Genomic DNA, 14457 nt, shown 5'->3' on the forward strand with positions numbered 1-14457 from the left:
CGCGACCAAGACACTCAGCGCAGCGACAGCTCTGGTTCGACCGAAGCCACGAGGTCTGCGGGAACGACGTCCGGGAAGGTGGAGATTCCCTCGAGGACCGAGATACGGTCACCGACCTCGCGCATGATGGTCGAGATGGGAACATCGAGAGCTTCTGCAACCGAGGCGAGAATCTCGCTCGACGCTTCCTTCTGGCCGCGCTCCACCTCGCTGAGATAGCCCAGCGCCACGGACGCCTTGCTGGCAACCTGGCGCAGGGTGCGGCCCTTCTGCAGACGGAAGTCCCTCAGAACATCGCCGATTTCCTGTCGTACAAGAATCATCAGAACCTCCCCCTTTCTGGACCGTCCGAACCGTGCAGCTCGCCCGGTTGGATCGTCAGTCTAACCCGATCTGACACGTCTGAACCTATCTTTTCAACCTGTGCTTTAAATGTGAGTACACATGACTCAACTTCACGCAGGCGCAGACTATTCCCCGGCGCACTCCACGACTTCACGTGCCCACTCCAGCGCCGCGGAGACCGTTGCCGCACGGACCTCGGCCCGGTCGCCATCGAAGTGGAATTTCCGAGTACTCGTGTGCGCACCGATGCTCACACCGATGTGCACAGTGCCGACGGGTTGCCCATCCGGCGAGTCCGGACCCGCGATTCCTGTCGTGGAGATTCCCACGTCTGCAGAAACTCCACCAACCGACATCGCCCGCCGGACGCCGTCCGCCATCTGTGCGGCGACCTCAGGATGCACCGGCCCGAACCGGTCCAGCACCGCAGCGTCAACGCCGAGCACGCTCTCTTTGATCTCTGTCGCGTACGAGACGATCCCGCCTCTCAGAACGGCCGACGCTCCAGGCACCGTGACGAGTGCGGAACAGAGCGCACCACCCGTGAGCGACTCCGCGACCCCGAGTGAAAGTCCGCGATCACGCAAAGCAGAGAGGAGAGCGTCCGGAGCATCCATGGCTTGCGCCCTTCTTCCTCGCCCCTACATCGCCCGACGGCCCTCGCGCACACCGCGCGCTTGGGCGAGGATGTAGTCGATTCCGCTGAGCACCGTCAGCACGAGCACGACCAGCATCAGGACGAAGGTCACGACCGTCCACACCGGCATGCCGACAACAACGTGCAATGGCAGTAGCGCCCATCCGAGCGCGACCCCCTGGAACGCCGTCTTGAGTTTGCCCATCCAGGCAGCAGCCACGATGTGCTCGCTGGCCACCATGAAGCGGTGGATGGTGATCCCCCACTCGCGGATGAGGATGACGATGACGATCCACCAGCTCACTTCGCCGAGAATCGCCAGGCCCACGAAACCGGCGCCGGTCAGTAGCTTGTCGGCGATCGGGTCCCAGAGCTTTCCGAAGTCGCTGACGATGTCGTACTTGCGTGCCAGGTACCCGTCGACCCAGTCGGTCGAGATCGCGAGTACGAAGAGTCCACCCGCGACCCAGCGGAGCGCCAGGTCAGTGTCGCCGTACTGCCCACCCATGAGCAGCAGCACGAAGAAGACGACGGCGAGCGGGATGCGCGCGACCGTGATCGCGTTGGGAAGCTGTCGAGGAATCGCCATCAATCACGACCCGTCAACGACCAGGCGTCTTCGTCACCGTCATCATCGGCCTCGACGACTTCCAGGCCTGCGAACTGCGCCTCGACCGGGTCGACTCCTGCTGCCATCCCCGCAGCCGCAGCGGCGGGTGGCGCGGTGGACGCCGCGGGCGCCGGGGTGTCCCCGCGCAGACGCGCGAGCACACCGGGAAGCTGCTCTGCCGTCACGAGAACGTCGCGCGCCTTGGAACCCTCGGACGGGCCGACGACCTCGCGAGACTCCAGCAGGTCCATGAGACGACCTGCCTTGGCGAAGCCCACTCGCAGCTTGCGCTGAAGCATCGACGTCGAGCCGAACTGCGTCGAGACAATGAGCTCGGCGGCCGCCAGCAGCAACTCGAGGTCGTCGCCGATGTCTTCGTCGACCTCGTTCTTCTTCTTCGGCTCGATCGCTTCCTGAACATCCGCGCGGTACTCGGGGCGCGCCTGCTGCGTGACGTGCTTGACGACCGCTTCGATCTCTTTCTCGTCAACCCATGCGCCCTGCAGGCGGAACGGCTTCGAAGAGCCCATGGGCGAGAAGAGGGCGTCACCCTGGCCGATGAGCTTGTCGGCGCCGGGGCTGTCGAGGATCACGCGGCTGTCGGTGACGCTCGTCACGGCGAACGCCAGACGGGACGGCACGTTCGCCTTGATGAGGCCCGTGACCACGTCGACGCTCGGACGCTGCGTTGCCAGCACCAGGTGAATACCACTCGCGCGGGCCAGTTGCGTGATGCGAACGATCGAGTCCTCGACGTCACGAGGCGCGACCATCATGAGGTCGGCGAGCTCATCGACCACGACGAGCAGGTAGGGATAGGGCTTGAGTACACGCTCGCTGCCCACCGGCACCTCGACCTCTCCGGCGCGCACCGCGCGGTTGAAGTCGTCGATATGGCGGAAGCCGAACGACGCGAGGTCGTCGTAGCGCATGTCCATCTCTTTCACGACCCACTGCAGCGCCTCGGCTGCCTTCTTGGGGTTCGTGATGATCGGCGTGATGAGGTGCGGAACGCCCGCGTAGCTGGTGAGCTCCACCCGCTTCGGGTCGATCAGCACCATGCGCACATCTGCCGGACGCGCCCGCATGAGCAGGCTCGTGATCATGGAGTTCACGAAGCTCGACTTACCCGAACCGGTGGAACCGGCAACGAGAAGGTGCGGCATCTTGGCGAGGTTCGCGACGACGAAGTTGCCGCCGACATCCTTACCGACGCCGATCGTCATCGGATGCGTGCTCTTCTGCGCCGCCTGCGACCGCAGCACATCACCAAGGGCGACAGTCTCGCGGTCGGTGTTGGGGATCTCGATGCCGATCGCGCTCTTCCCCGGGATCGGCGAGAGGATGCGCACGTCATTTGACGCGACGGCATAGGCGAAGTTGTTGCTGAGCTGCAGGATCTTCTCGACCTTGACGCCGTGACCGACCTCGACCTCGTACTGCGTGACGGTGGGTCCGCGCGAGAAGCCGGTGACCTTGGCATCGACGTTGAACTGCGTGAGCACGTTCGTGATCTGCTCGACGATACGGTCGTTGGCCTCGGAGCGCGCGACTGAGGGCGGCCCCTCGCTGAGCACGCTCGGCCGCGGAAGGATGTAGGGCGCGACGGGGGCCTGCGGGCCGCGGTCGCCCGGGCCGTCTGTGCCGAAGCCGTCGAGACCGGGAAGCTCGGGCATCTCGCCGGTGTCACCGTCGTCCAGCAGTGCTGTGCTCTGCTTCTCGGCAAGCATGTCGGTCACGGCCCGCACGTCCGACAGCACTTCGGTCGCCGCGTCGTAGGGGTCGTTCGCCGCGGCCGCAGCGTTCGTGACGATCACGGCCTGGTCGTAGGCCGGAGTCTTATCCTCCGTCATGAGGATCTCGGTGAGGTCCTGCGATCCCAGACCGCCGTCGGGGTCTTCTTCGCGACCGGTTTTGTTGCGACGCCACCAGGGCAGCACATCCGGATCGTCGACCTTGTCAGCCTCGGCGATCGACTCTGCGTCCTTCACCGGCTTCTCAGCCCGATCCTCATCGAACATCCAGGCATAGAGATCACCCAGGCGCTGACCGATGCGGTTCGGCGGCGTCTTGGTGATGATGAGGATGCTGAGCACGGCGAGGAGCGACAGCACGACGTATGCCACCGGTGATGTGAGGTACGACAGCGGCTCCCCCAGCATCCATCCGAAGAGTCCGCCAGCCGCACTCAGCGCCGGCATGCCGGACTTCGGCTGCGGCTGGCCTCCCGCCACGTGGCAGAAGCCGGCGACTGTCAGGATGAAGAGTCCGAAGCCGATGCCAATACGACCGTTGTCATTGACGGATGAGGGGTGTCGGAACATCCATCCCGCCAGTAGCAGAAGCAGCACGGGCATGACGAAGGCGGTCCGGCCGATCAGGCCACCGACAGAGTAGGCGCTGATGTTGGCCGCGACCTCGTTGCCGATGAAGAACCACTCGTTGACGGCACCCGCAATCGCCAACAGCACCAGCAGGAACGGGAAACCGTCGCGACGATCGTCTTTCTGGAGCGTCTCGGGCCCGAACGTGCGGAACAGACCGCCGACACCGTGCGCAAGGCCCATCCATGCGCGCGCGGCGACGGGAGGCTTCTCGACCTCATCGATGTACTTCTTCGGCGCCGCCTGCGCACGCGGCTTCGCCGCAGCCGTGGAACGAGGGCGCGCCGAAGACTTCTCAGACGACTGACCTTTGCTGGTCGCGCTCGTACTCCTGGCCATGCTTCCACGCTACGCGGGAGCACAGACATTTGCCCGTAGTGACGCGGCATCCCGCCACCTTCGCACCGGAAGGAACGGGGATGCAGCACCCTCCGCAGACTACGCCTCGATGACCAGCGGAACGATCATCGGACGACGACGCAGCTTCTGGTTGACCCATCGACCGATCGTCCGGCGCACGACCTGCGACAGCGCGTGCGGATCGCGCACGCCGTTGCCGGCCGCCTCTTTGAGAGCTGCGACGATCTTCGGCGCGACGTCGTCGAAGACGGAGTCGTCTTCTGCCACACCTCGCGCGTGGATCTCGGGACCCGAGATGATGTCACCTGTCGTCGAGTCGACGACGACGATCACCGACACGAAGCCCTCTTCACCGAGGATGCGACGGTCCTTGAGGTCCGCATCCGTGATCTCACCGACCGTCGATCCATCGACGTACACGAAGCCGAGATCGAGCTGGCCGGCGACGCGCGCCTCACCGTCTTTCAGATCGATGATCGTGCCGTTGGAGGCGATGAACGTGTTCCCTTCGGCGATCCCGGTGTCCTGCGCGAGCTTCGCGTTCGCGATCAGGTGACGGTACTCGCCGTGCACGGGGAGCACGTTCTTGGGGCGGAGGATGTTGTAGCAGTAGATCAGCTCGCCGGCGGCGGCGTGGCCCGAGACGTGCACGCGGGCGTTGGCCTTGTGCACGACATTGGCTCCGAGCTTGGTGAGCCCGTCGATCACACGGTAGACCGCGTTCTCGTTGCCCGGGATCAGGCTCGAGGCGAGGATGACGGTGTCTCCGGGACCCGGCTCGATCGCGTGATCGAGGTTCGCCATGCGGCTGAGCACGGCCATCGGCTCGCCCTGCGACCCCGTCGACATGTAGACGATCTGGTCTTCGGGAAGGTCACGCGCCTTCTTGTAGTCGATGAGCACACCCGCAGGCACCTTCAAATACCCGAGGTCTTCGGCGATCGTCATGTTGCGCACCATGCTGCGCCCGAGGAAAGCGACCCGACGCCCGTGTGCATGAGCGGCATCGATGACCTGCTGCACGCGGTGCACGTGGCTCGAGAAGCTCGCCACGATCACGCGCCGCGGCGCCTTGCCGATGACCTGATCGAGCACGGGGCCGATCGAGCGCTCGGTCGGGGTGAATCCCGGGACATCCGCGTTGGTCGAGTCGACCAGGAAGAGATCCACGCCCTCCTCCCCCAGACGTGCGAACGCGCGGAGATCGGTGATGCGACCGTCGAGCGGCAGCTGGTCCATCTTGAAGTCACCAGTCGCCAGCGCCATGCCCGCAGGCGTGCGGATGGCGACAGCGAGAGCATCCGGGATGGAGTGGTTCACGGCGACGAACTCGAGATCGAACGGACCGACTTGCTCGCGCTGCTCCTCCTTCACCGTCAGCGTGAACGGACGGATGCGGTGCTCCTTGAGCTTCGCCTCGACAAGCGCGAGGGTGAGACCCGACCCGATCAGCGGGATGTCGTTCTTCAGGCGCAGCAGATACGGCACAGCCCCGATGTGGTCTTCGTGACCGTGCGTGAGCACGACACCGACGATGTCGTCGAGACGGTGCTTGATGGGTTCGAAATCCGGCAGGATCAGATCGACGCCCGGCTGATGCTCTTCAGGGAACAGCACGCCGCAGTCGACGATCAGGATCTTGCCGTCGTACTCGAAGGTCGTCATGTTGCGACCGATCTCTCCGAGTCCACCGATCGGCGTGACACGGAGGACGCCGTCGGCGAGGGGTTCGGGATCTGCGAGTGCGATGGTCATCATGCCTCCAGGGCCGGGCACCGTGTGCCCGTTCGAATTGTGCGCGAGAGCGCGCTCACCGCGTGGTGCCGTGCACCTTGGGAAGCGCTCCTCCAGCGGCCGCATTGCGGTCGGGACGGAAGTTCGAGAAGTCGGCGCCGGGCACGTCCTTGACGAGCGCGAGCTCGTCTTCGATGATCGCGGCTTCCCACTCCTCCGGCCCCACGAGCGGGAGCCGTACGCGCGGGCTGCCGATACGGCCCAGCCCGTGCAGGATGTACTTGGCGGCCACGGTGCCGGGAACGTGCGTCATGACCGCGCGAACGAGCGGCTCCAGACGCTTGTGCTCGGCGGTCGCCGTGGCCAGGTCGCCGCGGTTCACGGCGTCGATGATGGTGCGGTACGGGGTCGGTGCGATGTTCGCGGTGACGCCGATGAGCCCGGATGCCCCGATCGCGAGATGCGGGAGCACGTTGGCGTCGTCTCCCGAGAAGTAGAGCAGGTCTGTCTGGTTGAGCACGCGGCTCACCTCGGAGAAATCACCCTTGGCGTCTTTCACCGCGAGGATGTTGGGGTGCTTGGCGAGGCGGAGGATCGTCTCGTACTTGATCGGAACCCCGGTGCGCCCAGGGATGTCGTAGAGGATCACCGGCAGGTCGGTCGCGTCTGCAACGAGGCGGAAGTGCGTGAGGATGCCGGCCTGCGTGGGCTTGTTGTAATACGGCGTGACGATCATGATGCCGTCGGCGCCGGCCTTCTCGCTGGCCTTGTACAGCTCGATCGCGTGCGCGGTCTCGTTGGAGCCACCGCCCGTGATGATCTTGGCGCGGCCCGCGGAAACCGACTTCCCGACCTCGACGAGCTTGAGCTTCTCGGGATCCGTCAGGGTCGAGGTCTCACCGGTCGTTCCCGTCACGACGATGCCGTCCGCTCCTGCGGTGATCACGTCATCGATGTGCTTCTCGACGGCGGGCCAGTCGACTTCACCGTCGGCCGTCATCGGAGTGACGAGCGCGACGAGAACCTGTCCGAATGGATTTCCCGAGTGCGTCATGCTCTCAGCGTATCGGTTCGGCGGCGTGCGACCCAGACGGTGACGCCACGAGGACTCACGAGCCAACTACTAGGCTCGCCGAATGACCTGGCAGACCCGTGATTCGAAGATCGTGTACGAGAACCGCTGGATCTCGGTACGAGAGGACCAGGTCACCGGGCCCGGCGGAGATGGCATCTACGGAGTGGTCACGTTGCGCCATCCCGCCGTCTTCGTCGTCGCGCTCGATGCGAGCGACCGCGTGTGCCTCGTCACCCTCGACCGGTACACGACGGGACGATCGATCGAGGTTCCCGCAGGCGGAACGGACGGCGAGGATCCGATCATCGCGGCGCAGCGAGAGCTCCTCGAGGAGACCGGCCTGCAGGCCGACGAGTGGACGCTGCTCGGCGAGATGACCGCCTTGAACGGCGTGAGCGTCGCGCCGGAGTTCGTGTTTCTCGCGGGTGGGATCCGCGCGCACGCCTCGCGCACCGACGGTCAGACGGAGGAGGGGATCCAGGATGTCTCATGGGTGCCGTTCCCCGAGGTCGTGGAGATGATCGCAGACGGTCGCATCCGCGACGGCGAGACGATCGCGGCGCTCACCTACGCCGCCATCCACCTCGGCCGCCTTCGCTGAGACGAGACTGCTCAGACGCGTCCGCGACGCGCGACCCCGGCGGTCAGCGAAGCCGGCAGCACCTTCGTGAGCGCGACGATCGCCTTGTAACGCAACGACGGGATGGACACGGCCTTGCCCCGGGCCGCATCCCGCAGCGCCTCACGCACCACGTCGCGCGCGTCGAGCCACATCAGATCGGGCACGCCCTCATCCCCCGGCGCCAACCCCATCCGCTCATGGAAGCTCGTATGGGTGAAGCCGGGACACACCGCCGTCACCGAGACACGATCCTGCGCGTACTCGGCATTCGCCCAGCGACTGAACCCGATGAGCCAGGACTTGCACGCGGAGTACGTCGAGCGGGAGATGAATCCGGCGACGGATGCCACGTTGATGATGCGTCCACCGCGACCGCGCATCACGCTGAGTGCCGCGTGCATGAGCCGCATGGATGCCTCGACGTGCACCCGCAGGTGGCGCACCTCATCATCGATGTCGTTGTCCGCGAAATGCAGGGGCAGCCCGAAGCCGGCGTTGTTGATGAGGAGGGAGATCGGATGCTTCTCGCTGCACAGTCGCTTCGCGACCCGTTCGACGTCGCGTGTACGGGCGAGGTCAGCGACGAGCACCTCGACGCGGACACCGTATGCGGCCCGCAGCTCTGCGGCGAGTGCCTCGAGCCTGGCGTTCGAACGCGCCACCAGCACAAGATCCGCCCCATCGGCGGCAAGCTGACGGGCGAACTCGGCACCGAGTCCGGCGCTGGCTCCTGTGATGAGGGCGGAGCGCATCAGCGCTCGTATCCGAGGAAGCGGTACCGCACACCGGTGCGGGAGGTCTGCCACTCCCCTGTGTCGACGAGACGCCAGCCCGCTCGCGACGGGGCGTAGGCGTCTCCGGGTACGTCGAGGTCGAGCTCAGTGACCTCGAGGCGATCCGCACCGCCGATCACCTGCGCGAAGATCTCAGCACCGCCCATGATCCAGACACGTTCGAGCCCCCGCACCGCTTCTGCGATCGTGGCCGCACGGCGTGCGCCATCGGCCGCCCAGTCCTGTTGGCGCGTGATGACGATGTTCTCGCGCCCCGGCAGTGGCCGGAAGCGCTCGGGCAGCGACTCCCAGGTCTTGCGCCCCATCACCACGGGCGACCCCATCGTGATCTCTTTGAAGTGCGCGAGGTCTTCAGGCACATGCCAGGGCATGCCCCCTTCGGCGCCGATCACTCCGCCTGCGGCTTCGGCCCAGATCAGGCCGACCCAGGTCATACCGCCACCGCCGCGCGAATCGACGGGTGGTGCTGGTAGTCCTCGATCACGAAGTCCTCATACCGGTAATCGAAGATCGACTCCGGCCTGCGTGCGAACCGCAGTGTCGGATAGGAATAGGCGTCCCGGCTCAGCTGCTCCTGCACCTGCTCGCGGTGATTGTCGTAGACGTGGCAGTCGCCGCCGGTCCAGACGAAGTCACCCGGCTCCAGGCCGACCTGCTGCGCGATCATCATCGTCAGCAGCGCGTAGGAGGCGATGTTGAACGGCACGCCGAGGAACATGTCTGCGCTGCGCTGGTACAGCTGGCACGAGAGCTTGCCGTCCGCGACATAGAACTGGAACAGCGCATGGCACGGCGCGAGCGCCATGTCGGGGATGTCCGCCGGATTCCACGCCGACACGATGAGGCGACGCGAATCCGGCGACTGCCTGATCTGTTCGATGACGTCGCTCAGCTGATCGATGTGTCCGCCGTCAGGAGTCGGCCATGACCGCCACTGCACTCCGTAGACCGGACCGAGGTCGCCCGAGGCATCCGCCCACTCATCCCAGATCGTGACGCCGTTCTCCTTGAGCCACCCGACATTCGAATCACCGCGCAGGAACCAGAGCAGCTCGTACGCGATCGACTTGAAATGCACGCGCTTCGTCGTGATGAGCGGGAAGCCCTGCGAGAGATCGAAGCGGATCTGTCGACCGAACACGCTCGTCGTGCCGGTGCCCGTGCGATCGGACTTGTGCGTGCCCTCCGCCAAGACGTCGCGGAGAAGGTCTTCATAGGGCGTCGACACGGCATTGCTCATGGTGAAAACCCTACCCGCCACCACGCGGATCGGGGCGGCGAGTTCCTGCCGTCATGGTTCGCAACACGCGGCCTCGGACACAGGCGGCGCGCGTACTCTCGGTGCATGCCCGTCACCACCGCTCTTCTCGTCGCCGGCGCGCTTCTCGTCGCCGCCACGGCGATCGGCCTGCTCTGGCGAGCACGGCAGGGGCGGATGCGCGTGGTCGACCACGAGCAGATGGATGTCGCCGATCTCGCCGCGCATGAGCGCGGCGACCGCGTCACGATCGTGCAGTTCGGCACCGAGTTCTGCGCCCGCTGCCCCCAGGTGCGCAGGTCGCTCACCGAGATCGCGGCGCAGCATCCGGACGTCTCGCACGTCGACATCGATCTCACCCACCGACCAGACCTCGCAACGCGCTATCGCGTCCTGCAGACGCCGACGACGCTGCTGGTCGACGGCGACGGCCGTATCCGGGCCCGCTTCGGTGGCGTCCCGCACCGTGGCGAGTTCACCGACGCCCTCGCGGCCGTCTGATCCTTCCCGAATCGGAGCAGCCATGACCACTCCCTCGCCTCCCGGCATCGACCCGCGCGGTCCGCGTTTCGCAGCGTCGATCACCGCCGTGCTTCTGCTGGTCGCGACCGTGTTCGCCCTCACCGGCGCCTCGACCGCCGCACAGACGTTCGGCTGGGTCGCCTATCAGCCGCTCGCGGACGCGACGTTCACCCCCTCTTTCGAAGCTGTCTTGGCCCGGCGCGCACTCGACCCCGGATTCCTGCTCACCGTCGTCGTGGCAGCACTGTTCCTCTGGGGAATTCTGTCCCCGTCGACGCACCCGTGGAGCGTCCTCTTCCGCACACTCGTGCGTCCTCGGCTCTCGCCGCCCGCCGACCTCGAAGACCCCCGCCCTCCGCGATTCGCTCAGGGGGTCGGCCTCTTCGTGGTCGGGATCGGCCTCATTCTGCACCTGCTCGGCGTGCCCTGGGCGCTGACGATCGCGACGGGCGCCGCCTTCGTCGCCGCCTTCCTCAACGCGGTGTTCGGCTTCTGCCTCGGCTGCCAGATCTATCTCCTTCTGCAGCGCGTCGGAGTGATCGGCCGCGCGCGACACGCCTGAACGCTCCCCTGAGAAGGCAGATCCATCGCCGTTCCGCTCATCGCTCGCTAGGCTTGCGGAACATCGACTTCACGTCTGACCTCTGAGGAGAAGCCATGCCTGTTACCAGCGAAGCCGCCGCCACCTGGACCGGAAGCCTGATCGAGGGGTCGGGTTCAGTCGCATTCTCGTCGTCGCACCTCGGCACGTTCCCCCTCGACTGGAAGTCCCGCGCCGAAGGCGCTGACACGACCACGACCCCGGAAGAGATGCTCGCCGCTGCGCACGCCTCGTGCTTCAGCATGGCGCTCTCCCACGCACTCGCCGGCAACGGCACTCCCGCTGAGCGCGTCAACACCACGGCGTCCGTCACCTTCAAGCCCGGCACCGGCATCACCGGAAGCCACCTGAACGTCAACGCGACCGTTCCCGGACTCGACGCCGAGACCTTCCAGCAGCTCGCCGAGGGCGCCAAGGTCGGATGCCCCGTCTCGCAGGCCCTCGCCGGAATCGAGATCACCCTCGAGGCGACGCTCGCCTGAGCACAGTTCACAGACAGAAGGCGGCGTCCCCTGGGACGCCGCCTTCTGTCTGTGAGATCGGGGTCACTCCCCCGCGTCGTGAGCAAGGCGGATGGCGGAGCGCACGCTGGCGCGGGCATCCTTGCGCTGCCCTGCCGCATCCTGGACGATCGCGAGTCGCAGCGCCGCGCGCCACGAGGTGCTGTCCGTGACCGCGTCCTGCTCGTAGCGCGCGATCAGCGCGGGTGCCGCCTCACGCGCGACACGACCGCTGGGGGTGAGCGCGACGTCATCATCCGGGATGAGCCCCTCGGATTCAAGACGCTTGATCAGCCGCGACGCGGCCACACCGAACTGGAACTCGCGCACGAGTGCCCAGGTTCCGATCAGCGGCAGGACGACGAGACCGATGCCGAGGATGATTCCGACCGGCGTACCCGAGGTGAGCATGATGTAGGCGCGCTGCGCGACGAGCACGATGTAGAGCAGCAGGCCCAGGGCCATGACGCCGACGCTGATGCGCGAGATCATGAGGCAGAGAGGCCGAGATCGATGATGTTCTCGAGACCGACCACGACCCCGCGCGCATCACGTGCGAAGGGCAGAGCAAGACGGATGCCAGGGGCGTACGCTGCCGCGGGCTGCACCGTGTCGTGCGTGATCGTGAGCGACTCGCCACCGCCCGACAGGATGACATCCTGCTTGGCGATGACGCCGGGACGGCGCAGCGAGTGGATCGGGACGCTTGCGATCTGCTGACCACGCGCACGCTGATCGACGTGGGGTGCGTTGACCGGCCCCTGTGCGTCTCGCGCTGCAGCGACAAGCTCAGCCGTGCGCACCGCGGTGCCACTGGGCGAATCGATCTTGGTGTGCTGATGAGCCTCGACGATCTCGATCGAATCGAAGAACGGCGCCGCCAGCGCTGCGAGCGCCGAACCGATGACCGAACCCAGTGAGAAGTTCGGGATGAAGACCACACCGATTCCGGCAGCATCCACGGTCGCGCGCACCTGCGCGATGCGCTCGGCCGACCACCCGGACGTGCCGACGAGCACGTTGATACCGCGCTCTGCCGCCGCACGGATCACCATCATGCTCACGGCTGGTGTCGACGCGTCGACGACGAGGTCACACCCGTCGATGGAGCTGAGATCGCTCTGTGATGTGAGCACCTCTGCCACCTCGAAGCCGTCGAGTTCGTCGATCACCGCCCGGATGATGGTTCCCAGCTTGCCGGTCGCGCCCACCAGGGCTACACGCGTGCTCATGTGCTCCAGTCTATTGAGCGGGGCTCGGGTGTCTGCGCGGTCAGACGGTGAGCGGATCGGGCATACCCGTGCGCAACTCGAACGGCAGGTGTCCGAGATCGTTGTGCGAGACGAGGGTCCACGGACGCCCCGGCTTCTGGGCGATGACAGACAGACCACAGTGCGCCTGGTTGATCGTCATCCAGCGCCAGTCGGGGGCTTCGAGCACCTCGCGCAGGAACCAGGAGATCACGAAGTTGTGAGTGATGAGCACCTCATGCACATCACCCGGTTTGCGGACGAGGAACTCGCTGACCGCGTCGGCCATCTGCGCACGCCCAGCCTCGATCTCAGCCTCCGTGACCGCACCGAAGAATGGCTCGAAGGCGGCGGGAGTCTCTTCTGTCATTCCCGTCGGGACGCAGTCGAAGAGCAACGCGGATGCCTGCATCTCTACCGCGGGGATGCGCTCCGCAATCGCGCGGGCGGTCTCGTTGGCTCGCAGAAGCGGCGAATGCCAGACCGCGTCCAGCGGAAGGCCGGAGAGGCGGTCTGCGATCAGCTCGGCCTGTCGCCGGCCACGGGCCGAGAGCGGGCCGTCGGCGAGACCGTGCTCGGCATCCTGATGTTCTCCGTGTCTGACCAGATAGATGTAGTGCGTCACAACCGCTCGCTTCGTCGCCGGCGATTCTCGCCGGTGCTGTTCTCCACCCTACGTCACCCCTCGGACACTGCGAAGGTGCCTGTGTATGACCTCAGCTAGCCGCGCGCGACAGCTCGGTCAACTGGGTGCGGCTGAGTGCCACACCGGCGCCCTGCATGAGTTCATCGACCTGATCGACGGCGAAGGCATTGACGATGGGGGCGCTGATCGTGCGCTGTGCGAGAAGCCACGCGATCGCCGCCGCGGCGACGGGAACGGAGAGCTCCTGCGCGACGGCATCAAGCGCACGCAGCACCTTGATGCCGCGGCGGTTGATGTTTCCACGCAGCTGAGATCCGCGCACTCCATGCAGCGCGGCGGCCTTCGAACGGTGGCGCCCCGACAGGAATCCGTGCTCGAGCGCGTGCGACGGCGTCACTGCAAGCCCCTGTGCACCCGCGACGAGACGAAGGTCACCCTCGAAAGCAGAACGACGGAGCAGGTTGTAGGGCTCATCGATGACTTCGATCCGGGGATACCCCGCGGCGGAGAGGATGCGCGCTTCGACCAGCCGCTCGGCGCTCCAGTGGAATGCACCGAGAACACCGACCTTGCCCGTCTCGACCAGCCACTCGCCAGTCGCCAGAACGTCTTCGAGGTTGCTGCTCTCATCGAGCGTGCCGTCGAGGTAGAGAACATCGATTCGCTCTGTTCCCAATCTCATCAACGACGCCTCAACGGATCGAACGAGGTTCACCGAACCGAGACCGGGATTGTCGGGGTGAGAGCCCACACGCGTGCCCAGCACGATGGAATCGCGCAGACCGCGCTCTTTCAACCACTGTCCGATGATGTATTCGCTGCGCCCCGCTCCGAATCCGTCGGCCGTGTGAATGGCGTTGCCACCGAACTCGATGTAGCGATCGAGAATGCTGCTGCTCATTGCGCGGTCAGTGTTCCAACCGAATTCAGCACCGCCGAGAATGAGCGGGAAAGTGCTGATACCGGTTTCACCCAAGGTCACGCGGATGCATTCGCCGATGCCGGGCCCGACGACGGGGATAGGGGCCGACGGATGCGACTGCGCCCCGGTCTCCGCGGATTCTGCCCGCTCTTCACCGGCTGATGTGCCTGTTCCGAAGAAGCGCAAAATCTCACCCC

General features: G+C 65.8%; 17 protein-coding genes. 4 read left to right on the plus strand and 13 right to left on the minus strand.

Annotation, left to right across the window (positions count from 1 at the left end; genetic code table 11):
- Positions 1-14: 14 nt before the first annotated feature.
- The 6 genes from AC1REM_RS13300 to dapA all read right to left on the minus strand — a co-directional run bounded on the left by AC1REM_RS13300 (position 15) and on the right by dapA (position 7124).
- A complete protein-coding gene (locus AC1REM_RS13300) occupies positions 15-323 on the minus strand; it encodes a helix-turn-helix domain-containing protein (protein ID WP_204937571.1) in 309 nt (102 codons plus the stop codon).
- A gap of 147 nt (positions 324-470) precedes the next feature.
- A complete protein-coding gene (locus AC1REM_RS13305; protein ID WP_492515041.1) occupies positions 471-962 on the minus strand; it encodes a CinA family protein in 492 nt (163 codons plus the stop codon).
- A gap of 24 nt (positions 963-986) precedes the next feature.
- Positions 987-1571, minus strand: a complete 585-nt coding sequence (gene pgsA / locus AC1REM_RS13310; RefSeq protein WP_492515042.1) for a CDP-diacylglycerol--glycerol-3-phosphate 3-phosphatidyltransferase — start codon at positions 1569-1571, stop codon at positions 987-989.
- Positions 1571-4315, minus strand: a complete 2745-nt coding sequence (locus AC1REM_RS13315) for an FtsK/SpoIIIE family DNA translocase (RefSeq protein ID WP_492515043.1) — start codon at positions 4313-4315, stop codon at positions 1571-1573. The genes pgsA and AC1REM_RS13315 overlap by 1 nt, the downstream gene beginning before the upstream one ends.
- A gap of 99 nt (positions 4316-4414) precedes the next feature.
- Positions 4415-6091 (minus strand): ribonuclease J, encoded by a 1677-nt coding sequence (locus tag AC1REM_RS13320; protein WP_492515044.1) that lies wholly within the window; start codon positions 6089-6091, stop codon positions 4415-4417.
- A 55-nt stretch (positions 6092-6146) separates the two neighbouring features.
- Positions 6147-7124 (minus strand): 4-hydroxy-tetrahydrodipicolinate synthase, encoded by a 978-nt coding sequence (gene dapA / locus AC1REM_RS13325; protein WP_204937576.1) that lies wholly within the window; start codon positions 7122-7124, stop codon positions 6147-6149.
- Positions 7125-7206: 82 nt separating this feature from the next.
- Here dapA and AC1REM_RS13330 point away from each other — a divergent pair, with 82 nt between their 5' ends.
- The gene (locus AC1REM_RS13330; protein WP_492515045.1) at positions 7207-7746 is read left to right on the plus strand and encodes an NUDIX domain-containing protein; all 540 of its coding nucleotides are present in this window, start codon (positions 7207-7209) and stop codon (positions 7744-7746) included.
- Positions 7747-7757: 11 nt separating this feature from the next.
- On the opposite strand, the gene AC1REM_RS13335 is transcribed toward AC1REM_RS13330, so the two are convergent.
- Genes AC1REM_RS13335 through AC1REM_RS13345 form a run of 3 tightly spaced genes read right to left on the minus strand, consistent with a single transcriptional unit; the run spans position 7758 to position 9801 of the window.
- Positions 7758-8519 (minus strand): SDR family NAD(P)-dependent oxidoreductase, encoded by a 762-nt coding sequence (locus AC1REM_RS13335; protein WP_492515046.1) that lies wholly within the window; start codon positions 8517-8519, stop codon positions 7758-7760.
- Positions 8519-8995: a dihydrofolate reductase gene (locus tag AC1REM_RS13340; protein WP_492515047.1), complete on the minus strand. Its 477-nt coding sequence runs from the start codon at positions 8993-8995 to the stop codon at positions 8519-8521. Before AC1REM_RS13340 ends, AC1REM_RS13335 begins: the two co-directional genes overlap by 1 nt.
- Positions 8992-9801: a thymidylate synthase gene (locus AC1REM_RS13345; protein WP_492515048.1), complete on the minus strand. Its 810-nt coding sequence runs from the start codon at positions 9799-9801 to the stop codon at positions 8992-8994. The genes AC1REM_RS13340 and AC1REM_RS13345 overlap by 4 nt, the downstream gene beginning before the upstream one ends.
- A 105-nt stretch (positions 9802-9906) precedes the next feature.
- On the opposite strand from AC1REM_RS13345, the gene AC1REM_RS13350 reads away from it, so the two are divergent.
- The 3 genes from AC1REM_RS13350 to AC1REM_RS13360 all read left to right on the plus strand — a co-directional run bounded on the left by AC1REM_RS13350 (position 9907) and on the right by AC1REM_RS13360 (position 11424).
- Positions 9907-10320: a TlpA family protein disulfide reductase gene (locus tag AC1REM_RS13350; RefSeq protein WP_492515049.1), complete on the plus strand. Its 414-nt coding sequence runs from the start codon at positions 9907-9909 to the stop codon at positions 10318-10320.
- A 22-nt stretch (positions 10321-10342) separates the two neighbouring features.
- Positions 10343-10903: a DUF4395 domain-containing protein gene (locus AC1REM_RS13355; RefSeq protein ID WP_492515050.1), complete on the plus strand. Its 561-nt coding sequence runs from the start codon at positions 10343-10345 to the stop codon at positions 10901-10903.
- 95 nt (positions 10904-10998) lie between these two features.
- On the plus strand, positions 10999-11424 hold the full coding sequence (locus AC1REM_RS13360; protein ID WP_204937583.1) for an OsmC family peroxiredoxin: 426 nt from the start codon (positions 10999-11001) through the stop codon (positions 11422-11424).
- A gap of 63 nt (positions 11425-11487) precedes the next feature.
- On the opposite strand, the gene AC1REM_RS13365 is transcribed toward AC1REM_RS13360, so the two are convergent.
- The 4 genes from AC1REM_RS13365 to AC1REM_RS13380 form a co-directional block, all read right to left on the minus strand.
- Positions 11488-11934 (minus strand): hypothetical protein, encoded by a 447-nt coding sequence (locus AC1REM_RS13365; protein WP_492515051.1) that lies wholly within the window; start codon positions 11932-11934, stop codon positions 11488-11490.
- Positions 11931-12674: a 4-hydroxy-tetrahydrodipicolinate reductase gene (gene dapB, locus AC1REM_RS13370; protein ID WP_492515052.1), complete on the minus strand. Its 744-nt coding sequence runs from the start codon at positions 12672-12674 to the stop codon at positions 11931-11933. Before dapB ends, AC1REM_RS13365 begins: the two co-directional genes overlap by 4 nt.
- 40 nt (positions 12675-12714) lie before the next feature.
- Positions 12715-13317 (minus strand): histidine phosphatase family protein, encoded by a 603-nt coding sequence (locus tag AC1REM_RS13375; protein WP_204937586.1) that lies wholly within the window; start codon positions 13315-13317, stop codon positions 12715-12717.
- A 91-nt stretch (positions 13318-13408) separates the two neighbouring features.
- Entirely contained in the window at positions 13409-14338 is a 930-nt protein-coding gene (locus tag AC1REM_RS13380; RefSeq protein ID WP_492515493.1) for an aldo/keto reductase, read from the minus strand.
- Positions 14339-14457: the final 119 nt, after the last annotated feature.

The organism is Microbacterium sp. GW823-FHT02G05, from assembly GCF_058797175.1.

What these genes read in the sequence shown, in the direction of transcription:
- AC1REM_RS13300 (WP_204937571.1), bottom strand. Translation starts at nt 323, where the DNA reads ATGATTCTTGTACGACAGGAAATCGGCGATGTTCTGAGGGACTTCCGT.
- AC1REM_RS13305 (WP_492515041.1), bottom strand. Translation starts at nt 962, where the DNA reads ATGGATGCTCCGGACGCTCTCCTCTCTGCTTTGCGTGATCGCGGACTT.
- pgsA (WP_492515042.1), bottom strand. Translation starts at nt 1,571, where the DNA reads ATGGCGATTCCTCGACAGCTTCCCAACGCGATCACGGTCGCGCGCATC.
- AC1REM_RS13315 (WP_492515043.1), bottom strand. Translation starts at nt 4,315, where the DNA reads ATGGCCAGGAGTACGAGCGCGACCAGCAAAGGTCAGTCGTCTGAGAAG.
- AC1REM_RS13320 (WP_492515044.1), bottom strand. Translation starts at nt 6,091, where the DNA reads ATGACCATCGCACTCGCAGATCCCGAACCCCTCGCCGACGGCGTCCTC.
- dapA (WP_204937576.1), bottom strand. Translation starts at nt 7,124, where the DNA reads ATGACGCACTCGGGAAATCCATTCGGACAGGTTCTCGTCGCGCTCGTC.
- AC1REM_RS13330 (WP_492515045.1), top strand. Translation starts at nt 7,207, where the DNA reads ATGACCTGGCAGACCCGTGATTCGAAGATCGTGTACGAGAACCGCTGG.
- AC1REM_RS13335 (WP_492515046.1), bottom strand. Translation starts at nt 8,519, where the DNA reads ATGCGCTCCGCCCTCATCACAGGAGCCAGCGCCGGACTCGGTGCCGAG.
- AC1REM_RS13340 (WP_492515047.1), bottom strand. Translation starts at nt 8,995, where the DNA reads ATGACCTGGGTCGGCCTGATCTGGGCCGAAGCCGCAGGCGGAGTGATC.
- AC1REM_RS13345 (WP_492515048.1), bottom strand. Translation starts at nt 9,801, where the DNA reads ATGAGCAATGCCGTGTCGACGCCCTATGAAGACCTTCTCCGCGACGTC.
- AC1REM_RS13350 (WP_492515049.1), top strand. Translation starts at nt 9,907, where the DNA reads ATGCCCGTCACCACCGCTCTTCTCGTCGCCGGCGCGCTTCTCGTCGCC.
- AC1REM_RS13355 (WP_492515050.1), top strand. Translation starts at nt 10,343, where the DNA reads ATGACCACTCCCTCGCCTCCCGGCATCGACCCGCGCGGTCCGCGTTTC.
- AC1REM_RS13360 (WP_204937583.1), top strand. Translation starts at nt 10,999, where the DNA reads ATGCCTGTTACCAGCGAAGCCGCCGCCACCTGGACCGGAAGCCTGATC.
- AC1REM_RS13365 (WP_492515051.1), bottom strand. Translation starts at nt 11,934, where the DNA reads ATGATCTCGCGCATCAGCGTCGGCGTCATGGCCCTGGGCCTGCTGCTC.
- dapB (WP_492515052.1), bottom strand. Translation starts at nt 12,674, where the DNA reads ATGAGCACGCGTGTAGCCCTGGTGGGCGCGACCGGCAAGCTGGGAACC.